Origin of the sequence: Streptococcus pluranimalium (assembly GCF_047785705.1) — a bacterium.
Lineage (GTDB): Bacteria > Bacillota > Bacilli > Lactobacillales > Streptococcaceae > Streptococcus > Streptococcus pluranimalium_A.
The window spans coordinates 37,096-59,363 of record NZ_JBLOJV010000010.1 but is presented as its reverse complement, the minus strand read 5'-3'; the positions used below and the strand labels follow the sequence as shown (position 1 = coordinate 59,363).

Genomic DNA, 22,268 nt, shown 5'->3' with positions numbered 1-22,268 from the left:
TTCAGTTAACATCAAAGAAAAATAAAAAGACACTAGCCCAGAAAAATGTCATCAAACATTTTTCCAGGAGCCTCGTTGATAGCCACCCTATCAAACGAAACTACTTCTAGTACAATTTCTTATTTGATTTCATTATAACACAAAATTGTGATAAATGAAATGACTTAATAAAGTGTACTAAGATTTTTTGAAAAAATCAAGTAGTTGAGTTTAAAAGTGTAAGTTATCAGCGAAAGTTGGTATCTTTTTGTATTTTCGACGGAAGGAGGAGTAAATGGATATCCAAAAGATTCATCAAATGATTCTGAAAGATGGTCTCAGAAACTTTAAATTCAAAAATAGCAAACATCAAAACACTTCTTCTGAGGAACAAAAGGGGCTATTTTGGGTTATCGTAACAAGAAAAATATGATTGGAGATCGAGAGATTGTTCTTACTTCTCTAGAAGTAGTGGAAGAGAATCAAGCTACGTTTACTCATTGGACTCCTAATGTCTATCGTTACGGGACATACACTCAAACTAAACCTCGTATTACTCAAGGTCACAGTGAAAATAATCTTCGACAAATCAATACATTTTACATTGATTTTGACATCAAAAATCAAAGAGAAACGTTTAATTATAGCGATATTTTAGTTTCAGCCTTGGATTTAGGATTTATGCCAACCTTAATTTTGAAAACTGACAATGGCTATCAAGTCTATTTTGTTCTGAAGGATGCTGCTTATGTAACATCGACGAGTGGTTTTAAGGTTGTAAATGTTGCTAAGATGATTTCTCAGAACATCAGGGAGCATTTCAAAAAGGATTTACCTGTCGATATGACTTGTAACCACTTCGGAATTGCTCGGATGCCTGTTGGAGAGAACATTGAGTATTTTGATAAAAACAATATCTACACATTTGCTGAATGGTTTAACTGGTCCATGCAGCAAGATGATTTAGAATACGCTAAAAAGCCAAATTTAGTAGTGCTATCTGGAACAGAAGGACAAAAGCAAATTGATGAGCCCTGGTATCATCTTCTTAAGAACACCTCTAAAATCCGTGGTCAGAAGGCTCTTATGGGACGAAATAATGTTATTTTTACTTTATCTTTGACCAATTTTTCTTCAGGAATTGCTCAGGATAAGTGTATGCTGGAACTTAGTTCTTTTAATGATGAACTGGATATCCCATTGAAGAAGTCTGAACTTAAAAAGTCAATCTCGAGTGCTTATTCAGGTAAATATGAAGCTGCAAGTCGTGACTTTATAAAAATTTTATGTCATACCTGGGTTAATCCTGATTTAACAGCTAAAGATTTATTTATTCGTCAAGGTTGAAATGGGATTAGATAAAAAAACTAGGAAATGGTATAATCTATAAGATCAATACTCAAGAAAATCAATCTGAACGAGGGGATCACGTTTATTGATTGTTGAGAGTAAGCACCTGCAATAACCCTTTAGCACTTGACTGGTGAATACAGGTTCGAAGAAAAAAGAGAAAAAGGATTTAGTCGTCATGATAACCGCCATTGTTTTTGATGTTGATGATACCATTTATGATCAGCAAGCCCCTTATCGCTTGGCCATGGAAAAGTCTTTTCCTGACTTTGAGATGAGTCAGATTAACCAAGCCTATATTCGTTTTAGGCATTATTCGGACATCGGATTTCCACGGGTCATGGCTGGAGAGTGGACAACTGCCTATTTTCGTTTTTGGCGTTGTAAAGAGACCTTGATGGCGTTTGGTTATCGTGAGATTGATAAGGCTGAGGGAGAACGTTTTCAAGAAATCTATGAGCACGAGTTGGACCAGATCACCATGCTGGATGAGATGCGGATGACCCTTGATTTTTTAAAGTCTAAAAACGTACCGATCGGGATTATCACTAACGGTCCGACAGAGCATCAGCTCAAAAAGGTCAAAAAGCTAGGGCTTTATGATTATGTTGATCCCAAGCGTGTGATTGTTAGTCAGGCAACTGGTTTTCAAAAGCCAGAGAAAGAGATTTTTAACCTAGCAGCAGAGCAGTTTGACATGCGTCCTTCAACGACGCTTTATGTTGGAGATTCTTATGACAATGATGTGATGGGGGCTAAAAATGGTGGTTGGCATGCCATGTGGTTCAATCACCGCGGGCGGACCTTGAAGCCTGGGACAAAACCTGTTTATGACATTGCCATTGATAATTTTGAGCAACTGTATGGTGCGGTCAAGGTGCTTTTTGACTTGCCAGACAATAAGTTTATCTTTGATGTCAATGATAAGAAAAATCCCATCCTTGAGATGGGGCTCAATAATGGCTTGATGATGGCAGCAGAGCGATTGTTAGAGAGTAATATGAGCATTGATAAGGTAGTTATCTTACTGCGCTTGGATGCTCAGCAAGAGAAAATCTTGCGGATGAAATACGCCAATGACGCAATGTTTTGATCCAAAAAACTCATTAAGCGAACATCTAGCAACTCTTTGAATCAAAAAAGCATCGTCTTAGGTTTTTAATGACCTGAGACGATGCTTTTTTGTTGTTTAAAGACTTAGTATGGTGAGTTTGTCTTAATGATGGTGACGCCAAAGGGGAATAAACAAAGCTGTGTCAGCTTCAACGACTGCTTAGCAAAAGGGATACCAACGATGGTTAAACATAGAAATAGGGCTGATATGAAATGAACAAGAGCCAGCTCCCAGCCAATGAGAACGATCCAGATGATGTTAAGCAAGAGGCTCGCACTGCTGGATGAGATAACGACTTCTTTGCCAAATGGGAAAAGACCAAAACTAGCAATTTTGAAACATTGCAGCCCCAGCGGGATACCGATAAGGCTGATGCAAAGAATGATCCCAGCGATAGACCAAGTGATAAATGACCAAAAACCTGCAAAAATAAACCAAATAAAATTTCCAATAGATGACATGATTACTCCTTAATATCTGCGAATGTTGCCTGAACGAAGTCAGCTAATGCTTGACTATTGATCCGAATCGATCGCCCCACTTCCCCACTGGAAACAATCATGAAGCCTTTTTCAAGAGCAGCTTCATCAATGACAATCGGAAAAGCATGTTTCTGACGAATACCGACAGGGTTGTTGGCACCGTGAACATAGCCTGTCGTTTTTTTGAGGTCTTTTTGTGGAATCATAGACACTTTTTTATTGCCAGAGATGCGAGCGAGTTTCTTTTCAGCTAAATGCTCTGTGATGGGGATTATCCCAATGATTGGACCGGTCCTATCTCCCATTAGGGCCAATGTTTTAAAGATGTCTTCTTTCTTGATAGTCTCAGGTAGCTGACCTGTTTTGGCATTGACGACTAGACTGTCGTGCTCAATGCCAGCCTTATCAAGGATTTGATTGACGAGCGTTTTTTTCGTTTTGGTGGTCTTGCTCATTGTTTATATTTCCCTTCAAGGCGGCTCATCCAGACACCTAGAGCAATCCCCGCTATCAATAAAATCACAGAGCTAATGAGGGTACCCAGTCCCACACCTGCGTAGGAGATGCTTTCCACAGAACGAGGATTTGGCAAGACAATCAAAAGGGTGCTTGACGTGACCAAGCCTAAGATACCGTGATAGACTCTGGAGTGGTGATGGGCTAGGGCATGGTCCATCACTTTTGAGAATAAAATCATCGTAAGAGCGCCACCGATAGCGATTGGTAGAAAGACACCGACGAGGTTGAGGGTTTTAAATCCTGCCAGCATTGGGCTATAGAGGCCCATGATCAGAAGAAGGTTAGATGGGCTAAGTCCTGGGACGAGAATGCCAAGAGCGATGAGAGCGCCAGCTAAGATGAAGCTGGCAAAACCAGCTGGAATGGTTCCCACCAAGTCGTTGAGGAAGAAAAGGACTAAGCCAGAAATCAGAAAGGTCAGGATTAATATCACCCAATCAAGGATATCACGACCGTCCTCTAGGGCTGCTTCCTGCCATAGGGTCGGTAGTGTCCCCACGATAGCACCTGTAAATGCCCAGAGGGTCACGACCTGATAATGGGCTAGTAGCCACTCGAGAGGGGCTGAAAAAAGCGCAATCCCAAGAATGCCTCCAATACCGACGGGTAAAAAGAAGAGCAGATTGCTTCTGAAATCTTTGGTTGGGTGTGCCAGAAAAGCAATGATTTTTTGGTAGAGTCCTAAGATAGATGCTAAAACCCCACCAGAAACACCTGGGAGAATAAAGCCCAGAGCAATAATGATCCCTTTAGCCAAACGGCCAAGCCATGCAAACATAGATGCCTCCAAAATAAAATAGTATTGTCTTAGATTATACCATTTTTCTCTCCTAATGCTAGCTGTGGATAACCATGATCAGCGACTGGATGCTCACATCGTCACATGCTCAAAAAAAAAATCAAAAAACCGAGCAAAATACTTGACAAATCGGGGGGGGGGGGGGGGGATAATAAATGATGTATACCCAAATACAAAGTAAAGATTTCAAAAGCAAGAAATGGAGACACTATGACAAAACAGCATCTCTCAAAACGCATCACCCTTCTATCTGCCCTTGCCTTGGCAAGTGTCAGCTTAGCAACGACTGACCTTCATACAGTACACGCTGACGAAGCCGTCGCAAGTACTGCTGAAACAACCCAAACTGGGACCGACTCATCCTCATCCCCTAGTCAGTTTACAAGAGCTGCTAGTCCTGTATTAGCAGCAGCTGCATCACGATTCCAAAACGTTATTAGTACAACCAGCTTATCTCCTAATCTGATCACAACGCTCGAACAAGCAGAAAAAAAGACCATCACTGATAAGCCAGAATACACCATTACGACAACAGTCGGAACAGACCCATTTGACGAGATACGACTGACAAAAGATGATTCGGGAAATGCTGTGGTTTCTCCAGATTATCACTACTTTGAGAATGCTGGGGACAATTATCCAGCACTCATAACCAATCCTAATTATACTGAGCGTTTTAGTATTAGTATGAGAACCATACCAGCACGCTTTAATGTTGCAGGATATTCTATTGATATGACTATAGAACCATTCAATGAATTTGACAAACATCTCATCGTAGACCCTGACAAAGCCAAGTCCTATGTCAATGACCCTAGTACCCAAACCACAGAACAAATTGTTTACTATAAGCCACGGACTCAAAAAAGTTTGCGTTTTAGAACATTTGATGTGGAGGATATAAGAGCTCAATTTCCCTATCCAGTGACTGAAACTTGGTATTATGGCAATCCTCCTGCTAGTGTTTTATTTGATACTAGATTAAGGGAAGATGGGACAATAAAAAACTTTCTTTATTATGATGGCAGAAACTCAGATGAGAAAAAACAGCCTATCTTCGAGTTCCTTGATAAAAAATCGGGTGATACCACTGCCACAAACCTCGAACAGTATGCCAATAAATACCGCTTTGTGGATTATGCGATAGACCATCATGACAAAAAGATCATCGCCAAAGTCATCTACTTTGCTAAAGATAAAAAAGTATCCGCCTCAACAGCAGTTACTAACCCAGCTGTTCCAACTCCACCACCGACAGTGCCTACACCAAAACCAGTAGAGCCAAGCACAGCAGCGACCACTCCATCTCCTACCCCAGCCCCACCAGTAGTTACTAACCCAACGGTTTCAACTCCGCAACCGACAGTGCCAGCTCCTCAACCTGAAAACGATAAGGCTGTTAAGAAAGAGTTAACCGATCCTAAAACAGGCATCAAGGTGACTTTGGGCGCAGGCGAAACCATCGATGCGGCAGGGCTAAAAATCCAGCATGTTGAGCCGTCATCAGCGAGCGTTCCACAAGCCTTGCGTCACTTAGACTTTGACTTGTTTGATATTAAAGTCGTTGATAAGGAGGCTAAGGATTTAGACATCACCAAGCCTGCGACCGTGACGATTCCGGCTGATGCTGGTAAAACTGTAGCAGAGGTTATTTACCTGCCAAATGATACGCAAAAAGTAAGCCTAGCTTTTTCTGAGAAAACCATGACTATTGACGGTCGTCAGCAAAAAGTGGTTGTCTTTGAAGCACCCCATTTTAGCCAGTACGCTCTTGTCTACAAAACCAAGGCGACAAGCAACACCACAAGACCAACAGTCACTAGCACAACAGCAACTAAGCCAGTTAAATCAGTGGCCTCAATCAACCAACCTAAGCAACCTAACCAAGTGACGCAAACCGCATCAGTCACCTCATCTCTAAAGGCTGACAAGCCAGAAGTGACCCTTGGTAATCAAAAGGCCGCAGCTAAAGCTGAGCAAACCTACCAAGCCCCAACGGCACTTGGTCAGACAGATGTTTCCAAAGCCAAAACCCTACCAAACACAGGCTCACACACAGGACTCGCCATGAGTTTGATGGGTAGCTTCCTAATAGGCGCAGCGGCCATGGTCATCAAACGCCAAAAAAACTAAATCTTAACTAAAAATGAGACTGGGCTTCCTGGTCTCTTTTGCATGGGAGAAAGCCTGAGCGAGCTTTACCAAAGCGCTAGTCATGATCACAGAATTATGCTATCCTAAAGCATAAAGTCTTTCAGGAGGTTCAGAAAATGAAGATTAAAGTTTACGGCATTCGAGACGAGGAGCGCCCCATCGCGACAGCTTGGGCTAAAGCTCAAGGGGTTAGTATTGCCATGACTGATAAGCCCTTGACCAAGGAAACGGTTGAGGAAGCCAAGGGCTTTGACGGTGTCAGCAACTCTCAGGTCTTTCCCTTGGATAGGGAGGTCTACGATCGACTGTCGGAGTTTGGCATCAAGCAGATTGCACAGCGTAGCGCCGGCTACGACATGTACGACCTGCAGTTGGCTAGTGATAAAGGCCTTATCGTCTCTAATGTCCCCTCTTATTCGCCAGAATCCATCGCAGAATACACCGTTATGATTGCCATGACGCTAGTACGACAGTTGGAGGTCATCAGGCAGCAGGTTCAAGAGCAGAATTTTTCGTGGCAACCAGGGATTCGTGGGCGTGTTTTAGGTGATATGACAGTGGCTATTATCGGTATTGGACGAATCGGTAAAATCGTTGCTAAGATTTTCAAAGGCTTTGGTTGCTATATCGTGGGTTATGAGATTGATCCTGATCATCGGATACCTGATATTGTCGACTACAAAGAGTCGGTAGAGGCAGCTGTTAAAGAAGCTGATATTGTCACCCTCCATATGTATCCGTCAGAGGATAACTATCATCAATTCAACGCGGAAATGTTTGCCATGTTTAAAAAAGGCGCTATCTTTATGAACATGGCGCGCGGTGTCTTGGTTGATACGGCAGCTTTATTGGAGGCGTTGGATAGTGGGCAATTAGCAGCAGCGGGGATTGACACCTACGAGGAAGAAGGTCCTTACGTCACCAAAGATTGGACGGGCAAGACTATCGAAGATGACTTATTTAAAGCCTTAATCTCACATGATAAGGTGCTCTACACTCCTCACACAGCCTTTTACACAGATGAAGCCGTCAAAAATCTGGTCGAAGGAGGCCTGAATGCAACGAAAGAAGTTATTGAAACAGGAGACACTCAAAATCGAGTTAATTGACATGATTTTAGTTATGTAAAAAATCTTTAACAAAGTCCATTAAAACAGCCTTTTTAGAAATTGTCTATTATAATGGACTTTATCTGATTAGTCTATTATAATGGACTTAAAAGGAGGCAGTCATGCCATATTTTGCTATTATAGGTGATTTTGTTGATTCAAAATCTATTAAAAACAGATATCAGGCACAAAAAGTATTAGAAAATTGTCTGAGTGATATTAATCATAAGTATCAAGAAGTGATTATTTCTAAATTTTCGATTACCTTAGGAGATGAATTTCAAGGTTTACTGGCAATCGAAGCTCCCCTATTTCATTTAATCGATGATATTTGTCAATCATTATTTCCCTACAATGTTCGATTTGGGATTGGACTGGGAAATATTTTAACGGATATTAATCCAGACTTAAGTATTGGCGCAGATGGTCCAGCCTATTGGCACGCGCGAGAAGCTATTCAGTTTGTCCATCAAAAGAATGACTATGGAAATACTTCTCTTGCGATTGAGGTTGGCAACTCGGCTAAAACAGCTCAGCTCAACGCTCTGATTTCAGCGGGTGATGCTATTAAAGCAGATTGGAGAGCTAGTCAACAAGAGGTTTTGACGAGTTTATTGGAAATGAATGTCTATCAGGAACATTTTGATCAACAAGCGCTGGGAGAAATGTTACAGCTAAATGCTAGTGCTCTTTCAAAACGGCTGAAAAGTAGCAGTATCAAGGTTTATTTACGCTTACGCCAAGCTACTTTGGAACTCATTTTAGAGAATGTTATGGAGGAAAAAGAATGATGGAATTGTCTCACATGTTAACTAAAATTCCGATTCTGACCTTACTTCTAATTTGTCACTTTCTTTCTGACTTTCACTTGCAAAGTAAAGAAGTAGCAGATAAAAAAGGGCAGAACCGACGTTTTCTACTACGACATCTTGTAGGAGTGGCCCTGCCTTTGCTGTTTGTAGTATTCCTTCAATACCGAATCTGGTGGGTTCTTGCCCTTGTTTTTTTAAGCCACGCGCTGTTAGATGTCTTTAAAGGGAAAATAGCAGAGGTCCTTCATTTGAATCGTCAGCGGAGTTTTTTACTGGATCAAGCACTTCATCTTGTTGTTATTGTCTTTCTCAGTCAATTTGTTAGCAATATACCGATTCCAGTTTGGCTTGACCCAAACTGGCTGAATATGATTCTCTTTTTAGTCTTGATTACCAAGCCAACCAATATTGCCTTTCGAATATTTTTCCAGAAATACCAACCAGAAGAGGATAACAAGATGGACACGATTTCAGGGGCTGGAGCAGCCATAGGTTTTCTAGAGAGAATGATCATTGGTATCTGTTATTAGCTTTAGTCAATTTACTTCTATTGGGCTTGTTTTTACCGCAAAATCCATCGCCCGCTACAATAAAATTTCTGAAAACCCAGCCTTTGCGGAATATTATCTGATTGGCTCCCTCTTTAGCATTTTAAGTGTGCTAGTTGCGGCTTGGATTTGTTTGTTATAATACAAGGAGAAAACGATGAAATATATTATTACCGTCCAGCATCCCCAATCGCAACACCATGTCAATGGTATGGTTGGCTCTTGGACAGATTGGCACCTAACTGAAAAAGGATTGAGCCAGGCACAAGCTATAGCCAATCATTTGAGTGAAGTCATTCCGTCTGATTGTTCACTTGCTATTTATAGCTCAGATTTAAAACGAACCAAAGAAACTACCCAGATTATTGAAAAATCATTCGACGTGAAACCTATGTATTTAAAAAGTCTCCGTGAAAGAAATTTAGGAAAATGCTGTGGGAAATCAGTTAAATGGTTGAAAGAAAATATGGAGAAAGAAGAGTTCACAATTGATGATCAACTATTTTCAGATGCTGAAAGCAGAAGAGATGTGTGGGAAAGACTGATTCCTACCTATCATTCTATTATGCAAGCAGAGGAAGAATGGATTATAATCGTCTCTCACGGCGATTTACTAGCTGTTTGGAATGCTATGTTCTTGAATTTGTCAGTTGAATTTTTAAATCAAGCAGATATTTTTGGATACGCCGGTGGAATTTCGTACATGTATGTCGATAAAAAAGGAAAGCATATTATCAAACAAGTCAGTGATTTATCTCAATTGGAGAATGATTAAAGATAGTTTTCGTAAAAAATGGTATACTAGAGATTCAATAAAATAGAAAGATTTGTGGAAGTGTGTCACATCATTTCCAAAGAGGTATTCGTTCTTGTCTCAATCTAAAGCACCTTATATTAACGTGATTGGAGCTGGTTTGGCTGGTTCTGAAGCGGCTTATCAGATCGCCAAACGTGGTATCCCTGTTAAACTGTATGAAATGCGTGGTGTCAAACCGACGCCTCAACATAAAACCAACGACTTTGCAGAGTTGGTCTGCTCTAATTCTTTTCGTGGAGATTCTTTAACCAATGCTGTGGGGCTTTTAAAGGAAGAAATGCGACGTTTGGATTCTATCATCATGCGCCAAGGAGAAGCGAGTCGTGTGCCTGCTGGTGGTGCTATGGCGGTTGACCGTGATGGTTTTTCACAGTCAGTGACAGCGGAGTTAGAGGCACATCCTTTGATTGAGGTGATTCGTGATGAGGTGACAGATATTCCAACAGATGCCATTACGGTTATTGCAACAGGTCCTTTGACATCAGATGCCCTTGCTGACAAAATCCATAATCTCAATGGTGGTGATGGTTTTTATTTCTATGATGCTGCTGCGCCAATCGTTGACAAATCAACTATTGATATGGGCAAGGTTTACCTTAAATCTCGCTATGACAAGGGAGAAGCAGCTTATCTGAATTGTCCCATGACTAAGGCAGAATTTTTAGCTTTTCATGAAGCCTTAACAACAGCAGAAGAGGCGCCACTGAATGCCTTTGAAAAAGAAAAATATTTTGAAGCCTGTATGCCGATTGAGGTCATGGCTAAACGCGGGGTTAAAACCATGCTTTATGGGCCAATGAAACCAGTTGGCTTGGAATACCCTGATGACTATGAAGGTCCACGAGATGGTGACTTTAAGACGCCTTATGCTGTTGTTCAACTGCGCCAAGACAACGCAGCTGGTAGCCTTTACAATATCGTTGGTTTCCAAACCCATCTCAAGTGGGGCGAGCAAAAGCGTGTTTTCCAAATGATTCCAGGACTAGAAAATGCAACCTTTGTCCGTTATGGCGTCATGCATCGTAATTCCTACATGGATTCGCCCAACCTTCTTCATCAGAGCCTTCAATCGCGTCGCAATCCAAATCTCTTTTTTGCTGGTCAAATGACTGGAGTGGAAGGGTATGTGGAATCAGCTGCAGCTGGCTTAGTGGCTGGTATCAATGCTGTTAAACGCTTCAAGGAAGAAGAAGCAGTGATTTTCCCACGGACAACAGCCATTGGTAGCCTTCCTTATTATATTACCCACGCAGAGAGTAAGCACTTCCAACCGATGAATGTTAATTTTGGCATTATTAAAGAACTTGACGGCCCACGTATTCGTGATAAAAAAGCCCGTTACGAAGCCATTGCTGAGCGTGCTTTAGAAGCTATTGAACCCTACCGATCCCTCTAGTCATAGCACTACTTTTAATATCCAAGTAGAGAGGTTCTTGGTTGCCAAATCAAGGCTTGCTAAATCAAGGATTCTAAAGTAAAATAGAAACAATTATTTTTTTAAGGAGATAAGATGTCAATACCAGATTGCCCAACATGTTATTCAGAGTATGTCTATGAAGATGGAACTTTGCTCGTCTGCCCTGAGTGCGCCTACGAATGGTCACCAAGTGAAGTGAGTGAGGAAGAAGGCTTAGTCGTCAAAGATAGTAATGGAACCCGCCTTGCGGACGGGGACACTGTAACAGTCATCAAAGACCTAAAAGTCAAAGGAGCTCCTAAGGATATCAAACAAGGGACTCGCGTTAAAAATATCCGCTTGGTTGAAGGCGACCACAACATCGATTGTAAAATTGATGGTTTTGGTGCTATGAAGTTGAAATCAGAATTCGTCAAAAAACTGTAGTCAAAATACTCTAGCCTTTTTGGTGATTCCCTTTATACTCAGAGGTCAGTTGTATCCTGTTGATGTCTAAAGCTTATTAAACGAACATTAGCAGATTTTTAAGCCTACTGCCTTCTAAAATGACTAACATTTTGCTATAATGTAGAGAAATTATTCTTTGGAGACAGTTATGGCCTATTTATCTGAGGTATTGCCAAGCCTATTACAAGGTACGGTGATTACCTTGCAAGTTTTTGGTGTTGTTATCCTATTGTCTATCCCGATAGGAGCTGTTCTGGCCTTTCTCATACAGACAAAGTTCAGGTTATTAGGATGGGTCATTACCCTCTATATCTGGATTATGCGCGGCACACCACTCTTGTTGCAGCTCATTTTCTTTTATTATGTGTTGCCAAGTGTCGGTATCACCATGGATCGGATGCCTGCGGCTATTCTAGCCTTTACACTGAATTATGCTGCCTATTTTGCAGAAATCTTTCGCGGGGGTATCGAGGCCATTCCAAAGGGGCAATACGAGGCGGCTAGGGTTTTAAAATTTAGTCCATTACAGACCATTCGCTATATCATCTTGCCACAAGTCTTTAAAATCGTTTTACCAAGTGTGTTTAACGAGGTGATTAACCTAGTCAAAGACTCTTCCTTGGTTTATGTCCTTGGTGTAGGTGATTTGCTTCTGGCAAGTAAGACAGCAGCCAATCGTGATGCGACCTTAGCACCAATGTTTATTGCAGGAGCTATTTACCTCATTCTTATTGGAGGTCTGACCATCATGGCTAAACAAGTGGAGAAAAAATACAGTTATTATCACTAATCAAGCAGTCGTTAGTTCTAGGCTAGCCAAGATGTCTTATCAATGAGGAAAAAACACTCTTCACCGTCATCAATCGTCAGTATCTTAGCGAAAAACAATCTTAGGATTGTTTTAGAAAGGTAGCTTTATGTTAGCATTACAAAATATTTCTAAAGCTTATGGCTCAAAAGTTATTTTTGATCATTTTAATCTGACCATTGCTCAAGGGCGCATTTTGGCCTTGGTTGGACCATCTGGTGGTGGTAAAACCACGCTTCTTCGTATGCTTGCGGGCTTGGAGAAGGTTGATGCTGGCAACATTATTTATCAGGGCGAAGAAGTACCTATTGATCACCTTGAAGAACGTCACCTTCTTGGCTTTGTTTTTCAAGATTTTCAGCTTTTTCCACACATGAGTGTTTTGGAAAATCTAACCTTATCACCTATGAAAACCATGGGTACCTCAAGCGACCTTGCTAAGGCTAAGGCTATCGACTTATTAAATCGACTAGGTTTGGGGGAACATGTTGAGGTGTATCCCCACTCCTTATCCGGTGGTCAAAAACAAAGGGTCGCCTTGGCACGTGCCATGATGATAGATCCTCAGATCATTGGCTATGATGAGCCTACATCTGCACTGGATCCCGAACTTCGTAAAGAAGTGGAGCAATTGATTTTACAAAACCGCGAAACGGGTATTACCCAGATAGTGGTCACTCATGATATGGCTTTTGCAGAAAACATTGCAGATGATATTGTAAAGGTCAATCCTAGATCATAAAGGAAAACGACGATGAAAAAATTAGTGACATTTGTGTCCTTAGCTATAGCTAGCTTGATTTTAGTAGCTTGTGGCTCAGCGAAAACAGACAAAACGACTGCAAAAGATAATTGGGAAATTTATCAAACCCAAAAAACCATCACCATTGGCTTTGACAACACATTTGTACCGATGGGATTCAAAGACAAGTCAGGCGATAATGTTGGGTTTGATATCGACCTTGCCAATGCGGTCTTTAAAGAGTATGGTATTGCAGTGAAGTGGCAACCCATCAACTGGGATTTAAAAGAAACAGAGTTAAAAAATGGGAACATTGACTTGATTTGGAATGGTTACTCTGTTACTAAAGAGCGACAATCAAAAGTAGCCTTTACCAATCCTTACATGAAAAATGAGCAAGTTTTGGTTTCTAAAAAATCAAATCATATCACCACCTTTGAAGGCATGAAAGACAAGCTGTTAGGAGCACAATCAGGCTCATCTGGTTATGAAGCCTTTACCGCTAATCCTGAAGTGTTGAAAGATTTTGTCAAAGATGGTGATGCCACACAGTATGAGACCTTTACCCAGGCTCTGATTGACTTGAAAAATGACCGTATTGATGGTCTTCTTATTGACCGTGTTTATGCTAATTACTACCTTCAAGAAGAAGGAGACATTGATCAGTACAATATTGTAACAGGTGGTTTCAAAGGGGAAGATTTTGCCGTTGGTGCTCGTAAGTCTGATAAAACCTTAGTTGATAAGATCAACAAAGCCTTTACTAAACTTTATCAGGATGGTCAATTCCAAGAGATTTCTAACAAATGGTTTGGCGAAGACGTTGCAACAGATATTGTCAAACAGTAATCTCAACTTCTAGATAAAACTTATTCTTACCTACCTAAAAAGCAACGGTTTTGATGCCGTTGCTTTTTGCATGATTAGCAGTGTTGCGGTCTTTTCTTAGTTGGTTTCTTGCTGATGATAAGGCTGGATGGTCACTGTTTGCCCAATACTGCTTGCAAAGATCCAATCAGCCAAGGCCAGTTTAGATAACTCTTCAGCAGTTCCTGTGATAATCGCACCTTTAAAAGTCGCGGTGTCAATCGTTTGATTAGCTTTGAGATAGTCTTTGGCATCATCTTCTAGATTGAAAGTATGGGAGTGCTTGCCATCAGTTGTTGTACCAAAGGTTTTGCTGAATAGCTTGCCCTTGATGGCTTTCTCTAAATTAGCGTTAAAGAAATTGAGATCTTCCTGTGATAATGAGTTGTTGGCTAGAATTCCTAGCTGGTCACTAGGAGAGAGACTTGACACGTCAAAATTGCTCTTGGTTCCAATCCATAGCCAGTTCAGGTTCACGTTTTGAGGTAGTTTTTGGCTTAATTCGTGATAAGTATAAGGTTTGTCAAACGTGATTGCGACTTCAATAGCCTGTCCTGGCATGTCCTTAATGATTTCCAACTCCTTAGGGAGTTTAAAGGTTTTGTCATCTGTTTGAAACTGGGTATTGTAAAACATGGGAGAGCGGTAATGCTCTTTCATCGTGTAGGATGGCTTATGATCATCTTCTTGAAAAATCAAGTCCGCTTCAGTGGTGTCTCCATTTTGCCATAAAGAGTAATTGGCGTCATAATTTTCATAAGGGACAGTGATGCCATTGATGGACTTAAAGCGATTAGCCTCAAAGTTTCCCGTTGTTAAGGAAGTGGGATTGAAGTGCCAACTTTTGTATTGGATATTGGGATAGGCGATTTGGGAGCGTAGCAAATAATCTTCTTTGACACGGTTGCCATGATAGTTGGTTAGTTCCGTCAAGGTTTTGGTTAAAATGCCACCTAAAGCTAGGACTCCCAGCATACTGATACCGACAGTTTTCCATAGTTGTTTGCGTTTGCTTTTTTTGGCAATGCTTTCAAAATCAGTTGAAATCTTCATAGTGATAATCTTCCATTTCTAGTAGTTGTTTTAATTGCTGTCGACCACGCATGAGGGTCACTTTGACGTTGCTCTCTGAAAGAGATAGTGTGTGACAGATGTCTTTCACCGAAAACTCTTGAAAATAATAGAGATCAATGATGAGACGATAACGATCAGAGGGCTTGAGCATGGCCTCATAGAGCGGCTCAAAGTCATTTGGATTTTTTCAATCACATTGTCGGTCTTGAAAAACTCTTGCTGTAAAATATCCAGGTATTTTTGATCTCTTCGAAAACGATCAATGTATTTTCTAATAGCGACACGATACATCCAGGCTCTGATTTTATCCGCTGGCAAGACGAGGTGACTCTCAAGTATTTGTAATAAGACATCTTGTGTCACATCCTTGGCATCTTCAGGTTTGATGCCTGACTTCTCTAAATAAAAGACAATTTCATGAGCAAATCCGACAATCTCCTTTTCAAAAAAGTCAAGTTGAATAGGTCTCACCTCCTTACACTAATATAACGAATGAATCTGAAAAGGTTACACTAGAAATGAGATTTTTAAAGATAAAATCCTTTCTTGCCAAGTGGGCAATGACAGCATCACAGACTAAGCCAAGGCATGAAGACAGTTAGATTAGCAGTGTGAGGATTCCGCAATCTGATTGGAAAGGTTTGTTCGTTTGGTTCTGTACGATTTGATGATGCTCTTGATAGAATGACATCAGGGCTTGTGTTTTGAGCATATGAAAACTCCCTTTATGGTTTCAATGACGTTTATTTTGTCACTGTTTACGATAAAGGGAGTCCTTTGTTAGGGGCTTTGTTTTTTAAGACTTGAGTGATAAGACTTGATTTTTGAGTTGTAGTTCTGTGACTTTGGCCATTTTTTTGAGTTTTTTCAGGTCTTCTTTGTGGGTAACCAGTGAAATGACTTGTCCTTCTTTCCCCATACGCCCTGTCCGTCCAGCTCGGTGTGTGTACGTGTCACGATCACGAGGGATATCAAAGTTGATAACGGTTTCTAGGCTATCAATATCAATGCCTCTAGCAACTAAGTCGGTAGCTAATAGCAGGCTTAGCTGTTTTGCCTTAAATCGCTCTAAGATGGTTTTACGCATTTTGACATTGACATCACTGGCCAGTGAGACAGCAGAACTGCCGCTAAATTGAAGGCGTTCTTCAACAGCCCCCAAGTCAGCTAGGCTATTGAAAAAAGCAAGCCCACGAAAATCAGGGATATTGGCTAATTGACGTAATAAGTTAAGGCGGTCGCGTTTGTCAACACTGATATAGTAATGCGCAATAGACGTTTCTTCTTGCTCAGAAAGGTCAATCACTTTTGTCTCTTGGGCTAAGTGATCACTGCTTATTTTTTGAGTCGCAGAGAGATAAACCATCTGATAATCTTTAGGGACATAGTGGCTAATTTTGGTGACAAATTGGGCTTGAGAGTCGCTCAAGAGTTCGTCGTACTCATCAAGGACGATGGTCTTGATGTTCATCATCTTAACTTTTTTTAGTTTGACCAATTCACAGACACGGCCTGGCGTTCCGATAATGATTTCAGGGCCTTTTTTGAGACGCTCTATTTGCCTTTTTTGACTTGAGCCAGATAATAACAACTGTGGTGTTAGACCGAGTGGTTCAGCCCAAATCTTGGTAACCTCAAATAGTTGACCGGCTAATTCGCTATTTGGAGCCAGAATAAGGAGTTGTTGTGCTGCTTTAGGCTTTAGTTGAAGCAAAAGTGGCCACAGATATGCCAAGGTTTTACCAGATCCAGTGGGACTGATGCCTAGGACATTATGGCCCGCAGACAATGGTTCAAATAGCTGATCTTGAATAGGGGTTGTCTTGGTAAATCCAAGACTAGCAAGTTTTTCCTGCCATTTTGCTGGGAGGTGTTCAATCATGAAAAGTTCCTTTATGTTTTGTGTAGATTTGCTTTATATTATAGCATGATTTGTGATATAATAGCTAACAATCTTGTAACAAATGGAGCGAATAATGCGTAAAAAACCTATTATTATTGGTGTCACTGGTGGATCTGGTGGTGGTAAAACTAGTGTTTCCAGAGCTATTTTGGCTAATTTTACCAATGAAAAAATTGCTATGATCGAACACGATTCTTACTACAAGGATCAGGCACATCTGACCTTTGAAGAAAGGGTGACGACCAATTATGACCATCCTCTTGCTTTTGATACGGATTTGATGATTGACCAGTTGAATGAACTTATCGAGGGACGGCCTGTGGATATTCCTGTTTATGATTATACGCAACATACCCGTAGTGACAGAACTTATCGTCAAGAACCTCAAGATGTGTTTATTGTTGAGGGGATTTTGGTTTTGGAAGACAGGCGTTTGAGAGATTTGATGGATATTAAGCTATTTGTGGATACGGATGATGATATTCGGATTATTCGCCGAATCAAGCGTGATATGGAAGAGCGTGGTCGTAGTTTGGATAGCATCATTGAGCAATATACCAGTGTCGTTAAGCCCATGTATCATCAATTTATTGAGCCAACCAAACGTTATGCGGACATTGTCATCCCAGAAGGAGTATCCAATACTGTTGCTATTGACTTGATTAACACCAAGGTAGCCAGCATTTTAAAGGATGCTCAGTAATTTAGGATTGCCCATGAGAGAAGACGTGATGGTTTTGCTAAAGTTACTTTTGGTGTGGAATGTTGTTGTGATGATGGTTTATGGCTATGATAAGTTACAGGCCATTCGACAAAAGTGGCGAGTCTCTGAGGCTTTCTTATTAACGGTGACTATTTTAGGTGGCGGCTTTGGCGCATGGTTTGGCATCAGACTATGGCATCATAAGACCAAAAAATGGTATTTTAGGGCTAGTTTTTGCCTTGGTATCGGCTTGACTGTTTTAGTGCTGGTGTTTTTTTGGTAGAGCAACTTTTCAGCTGCTTAGCGTTTTTTAGATGAAAGTGAGCCATATGTTAACCTGTTATTTTCTTGATGGTCTTGGGTCAAATGCCTATTACCCTAAGGCCTTTACCACAGCTTTATCTCGATTGGGGATTGACTTGATTTACCTTGAACTACCAGATAACCTGTCCAACTGCTATGACTGGTTTCAAGACATGACTGGTCATGAGGATAAGGTTTACTTAGCAGGTTTTTCATTGGGAGCTGATATCGCGAATGATTTAGCCAATCATACTAGGGTAGATAAGTTGATCTTACTTGATGGTGGCTTGGCCGTTCATGACATCTCCAAGCAATCTTTGGAAGAAGAAATCAATGATGCGCTAGCCTATTTGTCCTCTTGTCAGGTTACTGACTTAGAGCTTCTTGTTCAGCAAGAAAAAGAGCAGGCTAAACAGTGGACTCAGGATTTGGAGAAGGCCGTGCGTGCTTCTTATATCAAAAATAGCGAAGGTGGCTATCAGCTCAACCTAAGTCCAGAAAGAGTGACTGCTCTTTTGACCAAAAGGCGAAACAGTTGGCAAGACAATCAAAACAGCGGTAGTCAAGTGGAGACCTTACTGCTCTTAGCGGATCAGCCTAGAGACTACTTAGCCGTCAAAAAAGAAGCTGTTGCTGCTTATCCAAACCTTAAGTGTCACGTTATTTCAGATGCTAGCCATCAGCTTTATCTGGATCAACCCGAAAAAATCGCTGAGGCCATAGCAGATTTCTTATTGTCGGATCAAATATGTTATAATAATGACTATGATTAAAAGTACAAAAAAAGAACAATACGACATTCTCTTAGCCCAAGCTCGGGCTTTATTTGCCAATGAGAGCAACGCTTTGGCCAACCTCTCTAACGCCTCTGCCATGATTAAGGAGACTCTGCCTCATACGGTCTTTTCAGGTTTTTACCTGTTTGATGGTCAAGAGTTGATTTTAGGACCTTTTCAAGGGAAGGTTTCTTGTGTCCATATTGCCCTTGGTAAGGGTGTTTGTGGTGAATCTGCCGAGACGCAAGAAACCGTGATTGTGGCTGATGTGACCAAACATGCCAATTATATTTCTTGTGACTCGGCTGCACGTAGTGAAATTGTCGTTCCCATGGTCAAAAATGGCAAACTGCTGGGTGTTCTTGATTTGGATTCTAGTTTTGTTGACGATTATGATGCCATGGATCAAGACTATTTAGAGGCATTTGTTGCCATTCTTCTTGACAAGACACGTTTTGATTTCCAAATGTTTGGAGTGGAAAGTTAATGTACCAAGCCCTCTATCGTAAATACCGTAGCCAACGCTTTGATGACATGGTTGGACAGACGGTTATTTCAACCACTTTAAAAAAAGCAGTTTCTTCTGGAAAAATTAGCCATGCTTATCTTTTTTCTGGCCCTCGCGGTACGGGAAAGACCAGTGCTGCCAAAATTTTTGCCAAGGCCATGAACTGCCCCAACCAAGTCAATGGTGAGCCCTGTAATGACTGTGACTTGTGTCAGGATATTACCAAAGGCAACTTAGAAGATGTCATTGAAATTGATGCCGCCTCCAACAATGGCGTTGATGAGATTCGTGATATTCGTGACAAATCAACTTATGCCCCGAGTCGTGCCACTTATAAGGTCTATATTATTGACGAAGTCCACATGCTATCGACCGGGGCTTTCAATGCTCTTTTAAAAACATTGGAGGAGCCAACTGAAAATGTCGTCTTTATCCTAGCAACGACTGAACTCCATAAAATTCCAGCAACCATCTTATCTCGTGTCCAACGTTTTGAGTTTAAGGCCATAAGGTTAGCAGACATTTCTCAGCATCTAGCCAGTATTTTAGATCAAGAAGCTGTTACTTATGATCAAGAAGCTCTAACGCTAATCGCTCGCCGTGCCGAAGGAGGCATGCGCGATGCCCTTTCCATATTGGATCAAGCCTTATCTTTAGCAACTGACCAAGTCATTTCACGCGATATTGCCGAGGAAATCACAGGTTCGATTAGTCTTGCCAGCCTCGATGCTTATGTTGACAGTTTGATGATTAGCGATACTACGGGTGCTTTGAAGCATTTGGAAATCATTTTTGATCAAGGCAAGAGCATGAGCCGTTTTGTGACAGATTTACTACAATATCTCAGGGATTTGCTAATTGTTCAATCCGGTGGAGAAAACACACATGCCAGTCCTATTTTTGAGGCCAATTTAGCCATGACCTCACAGACCCTATTTGATATGATTGATGCGGTTACACAAGGCTTGCAGCAAATCAAGCATGGCACCCATCCAAAGATATACGCTGAAATGTTGACCATTCGTTTATCAGAAAAAATAGCCAAAGGTTCTGCCAAAGCATCACTACCAGCTGATATCTGGCAGCAATTTAGGCAAATGCAAGATGAGATCACCAAGCTAAAAGAGGCCTTACAACAAGAGGCTGATCAGCCCATAAGCCCTCAAACAAAACCTGTTAAACAAGCCTCTCGTTTCAAGGTTGATCGTGACAAAATCATGACCATCATGCAGGAAACGGTAGACAATGCTGAAACCTCACGCCAATACCTTGAGGCTCTAAAGTCGTCTTGGGATGAAATCTTAGAGGCGATTACTCCCCAAAATCGAGCCTTGTTACTAGGTTCTGAGCCAGTACTAGCCAATAGTGACAATGCTATCTTAGCCTTTGATGCTGCTTTTAATGCTGAGCAGGTCATGAAACGAGCAGACCTAAACACAATGTTTGGCAATATCATGAGTAAAGCAGCAGGTTTCTCACCTAATATTATGGCAGTGCCTAAGTCAGATTTCAACAGCATTCGTACAGAGTTTGCTAGGCGCATGAAGTTAGTGAAGGCTACTGATGACACTGACCAAACCCAGCCTGCAATACCAGAACAGTTCGCCTTCTTAGCAGAAAAAATAGTCAGTCTTGATGATTAAAAAAAGAAATAGAAAACACAAACAGGTCGAGAGAAAAGTCTTGACCTGTTTGTCTTATCCTTGCTAAACAGTAAGGTGTAGTGAGCCCTCTTCATTAGAGTTCATTGGGTTTTACAGCCTGAACTTAGACAGAGAAAGAGTGAGGAGACTTCAAGCTTTAAGAGCTATCAATGTCTATCTCACTTCCTTGTGCTTTGCTCACTGTTTGTCTTTTTGCTATAATACCATTATGCCTTATTCACAATTTATACTAATGGCACTGATTTGTGCTATAGAGACTTATTTTTTTAACCATGCTATGATGACTGGTAATTACTTGCTAGCCGTCTTTTGGGGGCTGTTGCTCTTTAGAAATCTACGTCGTGTACAGCGGGTTTCTCGTTTTACGAAGCGACTTTTGGAGCAGTTTACCAAGAAGAAAGACTAACTTCCCCACCGGTTAGGGTGATTTCTTTATCATCCTTGGTTTTTAAGATCAAATGCCCTTGATCAGTAATTGATAAGACTTTGGCAGTCATTGTCTTGCCATCTTGCTCATAGGTCACTTGTTTGTTTAAGACAAGTGATTTTTCTTTATAAATTTTGATCAGATCATGTTCAGGAATGGTGAAAAAGAGTCGCCATATTTCACAAATGAGCTCTTGACGGGTGATGGTAGGATTCTCGGTGAATAAAGAGCCAGCAATTTCTTTTAGGTCTTCTGGAAAGGACAGGATATGGAAATTAAGACCAACACCGATAAACATATCCGTCACCTGTCCTGTTTCAACAGATGTGACGGCTTCTGATAAAATCCCAGCAATCTTTTTACCCTCTAAAAAAATATCATTGACCCATTTGATATCAGGAGATTTGCCGGTCAATCTTGCAATAGCTTTGACGATACTAGAGGCCACAAGCACCGTATAAGCTGGCAAATGATCGTAGGAACAGTTAGGTTTGAGGTGCAGCGTCATGTAAATACCACCGTGGCTGTCAGCGTGAAAATACCGATTTAAGCGGCCACGAGCAGCGGTTTGGTAGGGAGCCAGGTACAGCTGGGGTGCATGGGCTCCCTTTAAAGCAGCAGTTTTAGCATCTTGTTGGGTTGATTGACTGACAGAGAGGTAGGTAACGGGTATTTTAAGAGCTTGCGAAATGGCCTTAGGTACTAAAAGGTTGCCAGAGATAATACGGTATCCCTTCTTTTTAACAGCTTCGATGACAATGCCTTGCTCTTCTAAGGTTTTGATGCCCTTCCAGATGGCAGATCGTGACACTTTGAGCTCTTGTGCCAGCTTTTCACCACTAATAAACGTGTTTTCGGACAGATGCTGGTAAATATGTTCGTATGTTTTCATAGTTTTAGTATAGTATATGTTGTGGTTCTTGTCAGTAGTTTGGTGACGATTTTA

At 41.2% G+C, this 22,268-nt stretch carries 22 protein-coding genes and 3 pseudogenes; 18 read left to right on the top strand and 7 right to left on the bottom strand.

What is annotated here, in order from left to right:
- Nucleotides 1-274 precede the first annotated feature (274 nt).
- Both ACMZ6Z_RS04315 and ACMZ6Z_RS04310 read left to right on the top strand, forming a co-directional pair.
- Nucleotides 275-1,320 (top strand): annotated as a pseudogene (locus ACMZ6Z_RS04315) (primase C-terminal domain-containing protein); the annotation flags it as partial.
- Between the two features lie 187 nt (nt 1,321-1,507).
- Nucleotides 1,508-2,422: an HAD family hydrolase gene (locus tag ACMZ6Z_RS04310; RefSeq protein WP_416131378.1), complete on the top strand. Its 915-nt coding sequence runs from the start codon at nt 1,508-1,510 to the stop codon at nt 2,420-2,422.
- A gap of 104 nt (nt 2,423-2,526) precedes the next feature.
- Here ACMZ6Z_RS04310 and ACMZ6Z_RS04305 read toward each other — a convergent pair whose 3' ends face one another.
- From ACMZ6Z_RS04305 to ACMZ6Z_RS04295, 3 genes are read right to left on the bottom strand one after another with little or no spacing between them, the layout of a single operon-like run.
- Entirely contained in the window at nt 2,527-2,904 is a 378-nt protein-coding gene (locus tag ACMZ6Z_RS04305; RefSeq protein WP_416131375.1) for a YccF domain-containing protein, read from the bottom strand.
- A 2-nt stretch (nt 2,905-2,906) separates the two neighbouring features.
- The gene (locus ACMZ6Z_RS04300; protein ID WP_416131374.1) at nt 2,907-3,380 is read right to left on the bottom strand and encodes a YbaK/EbsC family protein; all 474 of its coding nucleotides are present in this window, start codon (nt 3,378-3,380) and stop codon (nt 2,907-2,909) included.
- Complete coding sequence (locus tag ACMZ6Z_RS04295; protein WP_416131373.1) at nt 3,377-4,222, bottom strand: DUF368 domain-containing protein; 846 nt, start codon at nt 4,220-4,222, stop codon at nt 3,377-3,379. Before ACMZ6Z_RS04295 ends, ACMZ6Z_RS04300 begins: the two co-directional genes overlap by 4 nt.
- A 231-nt stretch (nt 4,223-4,453) precedes the next feature.
- Here ACMZ6Z_RS04295 and ACMZ6Z_RS04290 point away from each other — a divergent pair, with 231 nt between their 5' ends.
- From ACMZ6Z_RS04290 to ACMZ6Z_RS04245, 10 genes and pseudogenes are all read left to right on the top strand, one after another.
- Nucleotides 4,454-6,376 (top strand): LPXTG cell wall anchor domain-containing protein, encoded by a 1,923-nt coding sequence (locus ACMZ6Z_RS04290; RefSeq protein WP_416131372.1) that lies wholly within the window; start codon nt 4,454-4,456, stop codon nt 6,374-6,376.
- A 137-nt stretch (nt 6,377-6,513) separates the two neighbouring features.
- Entirely contained in the window at nt 6,514-7,506 is a 993-nt protein-coding gene (locus ACMZ6Z_RS04285) for a D-2-hydroxyacid dehydrogenase (protein ID WP_416131371.1), read from the top strand.
- 122 nt (nt 7,507-7,628) lie between these two features.
- Nucleotides 7,629-8,297, top strand: a complete 669-nt coding sequence (locus ACMZ6Z_RS04280) for a SatD family protein (RefSeq protein ID WP_416131370.1) — start codon at nt 7,629-7,631, stop codon at nt 8,295-8,297.
- Nucleotides 8,294-9,008, top strand: a pseudogene (locus ACMZ6Z_RS04275) (DUF3307 domain-containing protein). Before ACMZ6Z_RS04280 ends, ACMZ6Z_RS04275 begins: the two are co-directional and overlap by 4 nt.
- Nucleotides 9,009-9,023: 15 nt before the next feature.
- Nucleotides 9,024-9,641, top strand: a complete 618-nt coding sequence (locus tag ACMZ6Z_RS04270) for a histidine phosphatase family protein (protein ID WP_416131369.1) — start codon at nt 9,024-9,026, stop codon at nt 9,639-9,641.
- A 94-nt stretch (nt 9,642-9,735) separates the two neighbouring features.
- On the top strand, nt 9,736-11,079 hold the full coding sequence (gene trmFO, locus ACMZ6Z_RS04265) for a methylenetetrahydrofolate--tRNA-(uracil(54)-C(5))-methyltransferase (FADH(2)-oxidizing) TrmFO (protein ID WP_416131368.1): 1,344 nt from the start codon (nt 9,736-9,738) through the stop codon (nt 11,077-11,079).
- 114 nt (nt 11,080-11,193) lie between these two features.
- Nucleotides 11,194-11,526 (top strand): zinc ribbon domain-containing protein YjdM, encoded by a 333-nt coding sequence (locus ACMZ6Z_RS04260; protein WP_416131367.1) that lies wholly within the window; start codon nt 11,194-11,196, stop codon nt 11,524-11,526.
- A 169-nt stretch (nt 11,527-11,695) separates the two neighbouring features.
- Nucleotides 11,696-12,337: an amino acid ABC transporter permease gene (locus ACMZ6Z_RS04255; protein WP_416131366.1), complete on the top strand. Its 642-nt coding sequence runs from the start codon at nt 11,696-11,698 to the stop codon at nt 12,335-12,337.
- Between the two features lie 127 nt (nt 12,338-12,464).
- On the top strand, nt 12,465-13,097 hold the full coding sequence (locus ACMZ6Z_RS04250) for an amino acid ABC transporter ATP-binding protein (RefSeq protein ID WP_416131365.1): 633 nt from the start codon (nt 12,465-12,467) through the stop codon (nt 13,095-13,097).
- A gap of 12 nt (nt 13,098-13,109) precedes the next feature.
- Nucleotides 13,110-13,946, top strand: a complete 837-nt coding sequence (locus ACMZ6Z_RS04245; protein ID WP_416131364.1) for an amino acid ABC transporter substrate-binding protein — start codon at nt 13,110-13,112, stop codon at nt 13,944-13,946.
- Between the two features lie 96 nt (nt 13,947-14,042).
- On the opposite strand, the gene ACMZ6Z_RS04240 is transcribed toward ACMZ6Z_RS04245, so the two are convergent.
- The 3 genes and pseudogenes from ACMZ6Z_RS04240 to ACMZ6Z_RS04230 form a co-directional block, all read right to left on the bottom strand.
- On the bottom strand, nt 14,043-15,017 hold the full coding sequence (locus ACMZ6Z_RS04240; protein WP_416131363.1) for an anti sigma factor C-terminal domain-containing protein: 975 nt from the start codon (nt 15,015-15,017) through the stop codon (nt 14,043-14,045).
- Nucleotides 15,001-15,509 (bottom strand): annotated as a pseudogene (locus ACMZ6Z_RS04235) (RNA polymerase sigma factor). The gene ACMZ6Z_RS04240 and the pseudogene ACMZ6Z_RS04235 overlap by 17 nt, the downstream one beginning before the upstream one ends.
- 325 nt (nt 15,510-15,834) lie before the next feature.
- Nucleotides 15,835-16,920, bottom strand: a complete 1,086-nt coding sequence (locus tag ACMZ6Z_RS04230; RefSeq protein WP_416131362.1) for a DEAD/DEAH box helicase — start codon at nt 16,918-16,920, stop codon at nt 15,835-15,837.
- Between the two features lie 94 nt (nt 16,921-17,014).
- Between ACMZ6Z_RS04230 and udk the strand changes: the two genes are divergently transcribed.
- From udk to ACMZ6Z_RS04200, 6 genes are all read left to right on the top strand, one after another.
- Nucleotides 17,015-17,644, top strand: coding sequence for a uridine kinase (udk, locus tag ACMZ6Z_RS04225; RefSeq protein ID WP_416131361.1), 630 nt, complete (start codon nt 17,015-17,017; stop codon nt 17,642-17,644).
- Nucleotides 17,645-17,657: 13 nt separating this feature from the next.
- Nucleotides 17,658-17,927, top strand: coding sequence for a DUF1294 domain-containing protein (locus tag ACMZ6Z_RS04220; protein ID WP_416131360.1), 270 nt, complete (start codon nt 17,658-17,660; stop codon nt 17,925-17,927).
- A gap of 31 nt (nt 17,928-17,958) precedes the next feature.
- Nucleotides 17,959-18,720, top strand: a complete 762-nt coding sequence (locus ACMZ6Z_RS04215; RefSeq protein ID WP_416131359.1) for an alpha/beta fold hydrolase — start codon at nt 17,959-17,961, stop codon at nt 18,718-18,720.
- Nucleotides 18,713-19,210, top strand: a complete 498-nt coding sequence (locus tag ACMZ6Z_RS04210; protein WP_416131358.1) for a GAF domain-containing protein — start codon at nt 18,713-18,715, stop codon at nt 19,208-19,210. The genes ACMZ6Z_RS04215 and ACMZ6Z_RS04210 overlap by 8 nt, the downstream gene beginning before the upstream one ends.
- Nucleotides 19,210-20,874 carry a DNA polymerase III subunit gamma/tau gene (gene dnaX / locus ACMZ6Z_RS04205; protein ID WP_416131357.1) on the top strand — a complete coding sequence of 555 codons (1,665 nt, stop codon included), beginning with the start codon at nt 19,210-19,212 and terminating at the stop codon, nt 20,872-20,874. Before ACMZ6Z_RS04210 ends, dnaX begins: the two co-directional genes overlap by 1 nt.
- Before the next feature lie 229 nt (nt 20,875-21,103).
- On the top strand, nt 21,104-21,301 hold the full coding sequence (locus tag ACMZ6Z_RS04200) for a DUF3272 family protein (RefSeq protein WP_416131356.1): 198 nt from the start codon (nt 21,104-21,106) through the stop codon (nt 21,299-21,301).
- Here ACMZ6Z_RS04200 and birA read toward each other — a convergent pair.
- Nucleotides 21,282-22,214, bottom strand: a complete 933-nt coding sequence (gene birA, locus ACMZ6Z_RS04195; protein ID WP_416131355.1) for a bifunctional biotin--[acetyl-CoA-carboxylase] ligase/biotin operon repressor BirA — start codon at nt 22,212-22,214, stop codon at nt 21,282-21,284. The genes ACMZ6Z_RS04200 and birA overlap by 20 nt on opposite strands.
- Between the last annotated feature and the right edge of the window lie 54 nt (nt 22,215-22,268).

Coding starts and splice junctions, on each gene's coding strand:
- ACMZ6Z_RS04310 (WP_416131378.1), top strand. CDS start 1,508: ATGATAACCGCCATTGTTTTTGATGTTGATGATACCATTTATGATCAG.
- ACMZ6Z_RS04305 (WP_416131375.1), bottom strand. CDS start 2,904: ATGTCATCTATTGGAAATTTTATTTGGTTTATTTTTGCAGGTTTTTGG.
- ACMZ6Z_RS04300 (WP_416131374.1), bottom strand. CDS start 3,380: ATGAGCAAGACCACCAAAACGAAAAAAACGCTCGTCAATCAAATCCTT.
- ACMZ6Z_RS04295 (WP_416131373.1), bottom strand. CDS start 4,222: ATGTTTGCATGGCTTGGCCGTTTGGCTAAAGGGATCATTATTGCTCTG.
- ACMZ6Z_RS04290 (WP_416131372.1), top strand. CDS start 4,454: ATGACAAAACAGCATCTCTCAAAACGCATCACCCTTCTATCTGCCCTT.
- ACMZ6Z_RS04285 (WP_416131371.1), top strand. CDS start 6,514: ATGAAGATTAAAGTTTACGGCATTCGAGACGAGGAGCGCCCCATCGCG.
- ACMZ6Z_RS04280 (WP_416131370.1), top strand. CDS start 7,629: ATGCCATATTTTGCTATTATAGGTGATTTTGTTGATTCAAAATCTATT.
- ACMZ6Z_RS04270 (WP_416131369.1), top strand. CDS start 9,024: ATGAAATATATTATTACCGTCCAGCATCCCCAATCGCAACACCATGTC.
- ACMZ6Z_RS04260 (WP_416131367.1), top strand. CDS start 11,194: ATGTCAATACCAGATTGCCCAACATGTTATTCAGAGTATGTCTATGAA.
- ACMZ6Z_RS04255 (WP_416131366.1), top strand. CDS start 11,696: ATGGCCTATTTATCTGAGGTATTGCCAAGCCTATTACAAGGTACGGTG.
- ACMZ6Z_RS04250 (WP_416131365.1), top strand. CDS start 12,465: ATGTTAGCATTACAAAATATTTCTAAAGCTTATGGCTCAAAAGTTATT.
- ACMZ6Z_RS04245 (WP_416131364.1), top strand. CDS start 13,110: ATGAAAAAATTAGTGACATTTGTGTCCTTAGCTATAGCTAGCTTGATT.
- ACMZ6Z_RS04240 (WP_416131363.1), bottom strand. CDS start 15,017: ATGAAGATTTCAACTGATTTTGAAAGCATTGCCAAAAAAAGCAAACGC.
- ACMZ6Z_RS04230 (WP_416131362.1), bottom strand. CDS start 16,920: ATGATTGAACACCTCCCAGCAAAATGGCAGGAAAAACTTGCTAGTCTT.
- udk (WP_416131361.1), top strand. CDS start 17,015: ATGCGTAAAAAACCTATTATTATTGGTGTCACTGGTGGATCTGGTGGT.
- ACMZ6Z_RS04220 (WP_416131360.1), top strand. CDS start 17,658: ATGAGAGAAGACGTGATGGTTTTGCTAAAGTTACTTTTGGTGTGGAAT.
- ACMZ6Z_RS04215 (WP_416131359.1), top strand. CDS start 17,959: ATGAAAGTGAGCCATATGTTAACCTGTTATTTTCTTGATGGTCTTGGG.
- ACMZ6Z_RS04210 (WP_416131358.1), top strand. CDS start 18,713: ATGATTAAAAGTACAAAAAAAGAACAATACGACATTCTCTTAGCCCAA.
- dnaX (WP_416131357.1), top strand. CDS start 19,210: ATGTACCAAGCCCTCTATCGTAAATACCGTAGCCAACGCTTTGATGAC.
- ACMZ6Z_RS04200 (WP_416131356.1), top strand. CDS start 21,104: ATGCCTTATTCACAATTTATACTAATGGCACTGATTTGTGCTATAGAG.
- birA (WP_416131355.1), bottom strand. CDS start 22,214: ATGAAAACATACGAACATATTTACCAGCATCTGTCCGAAAACACGTTT.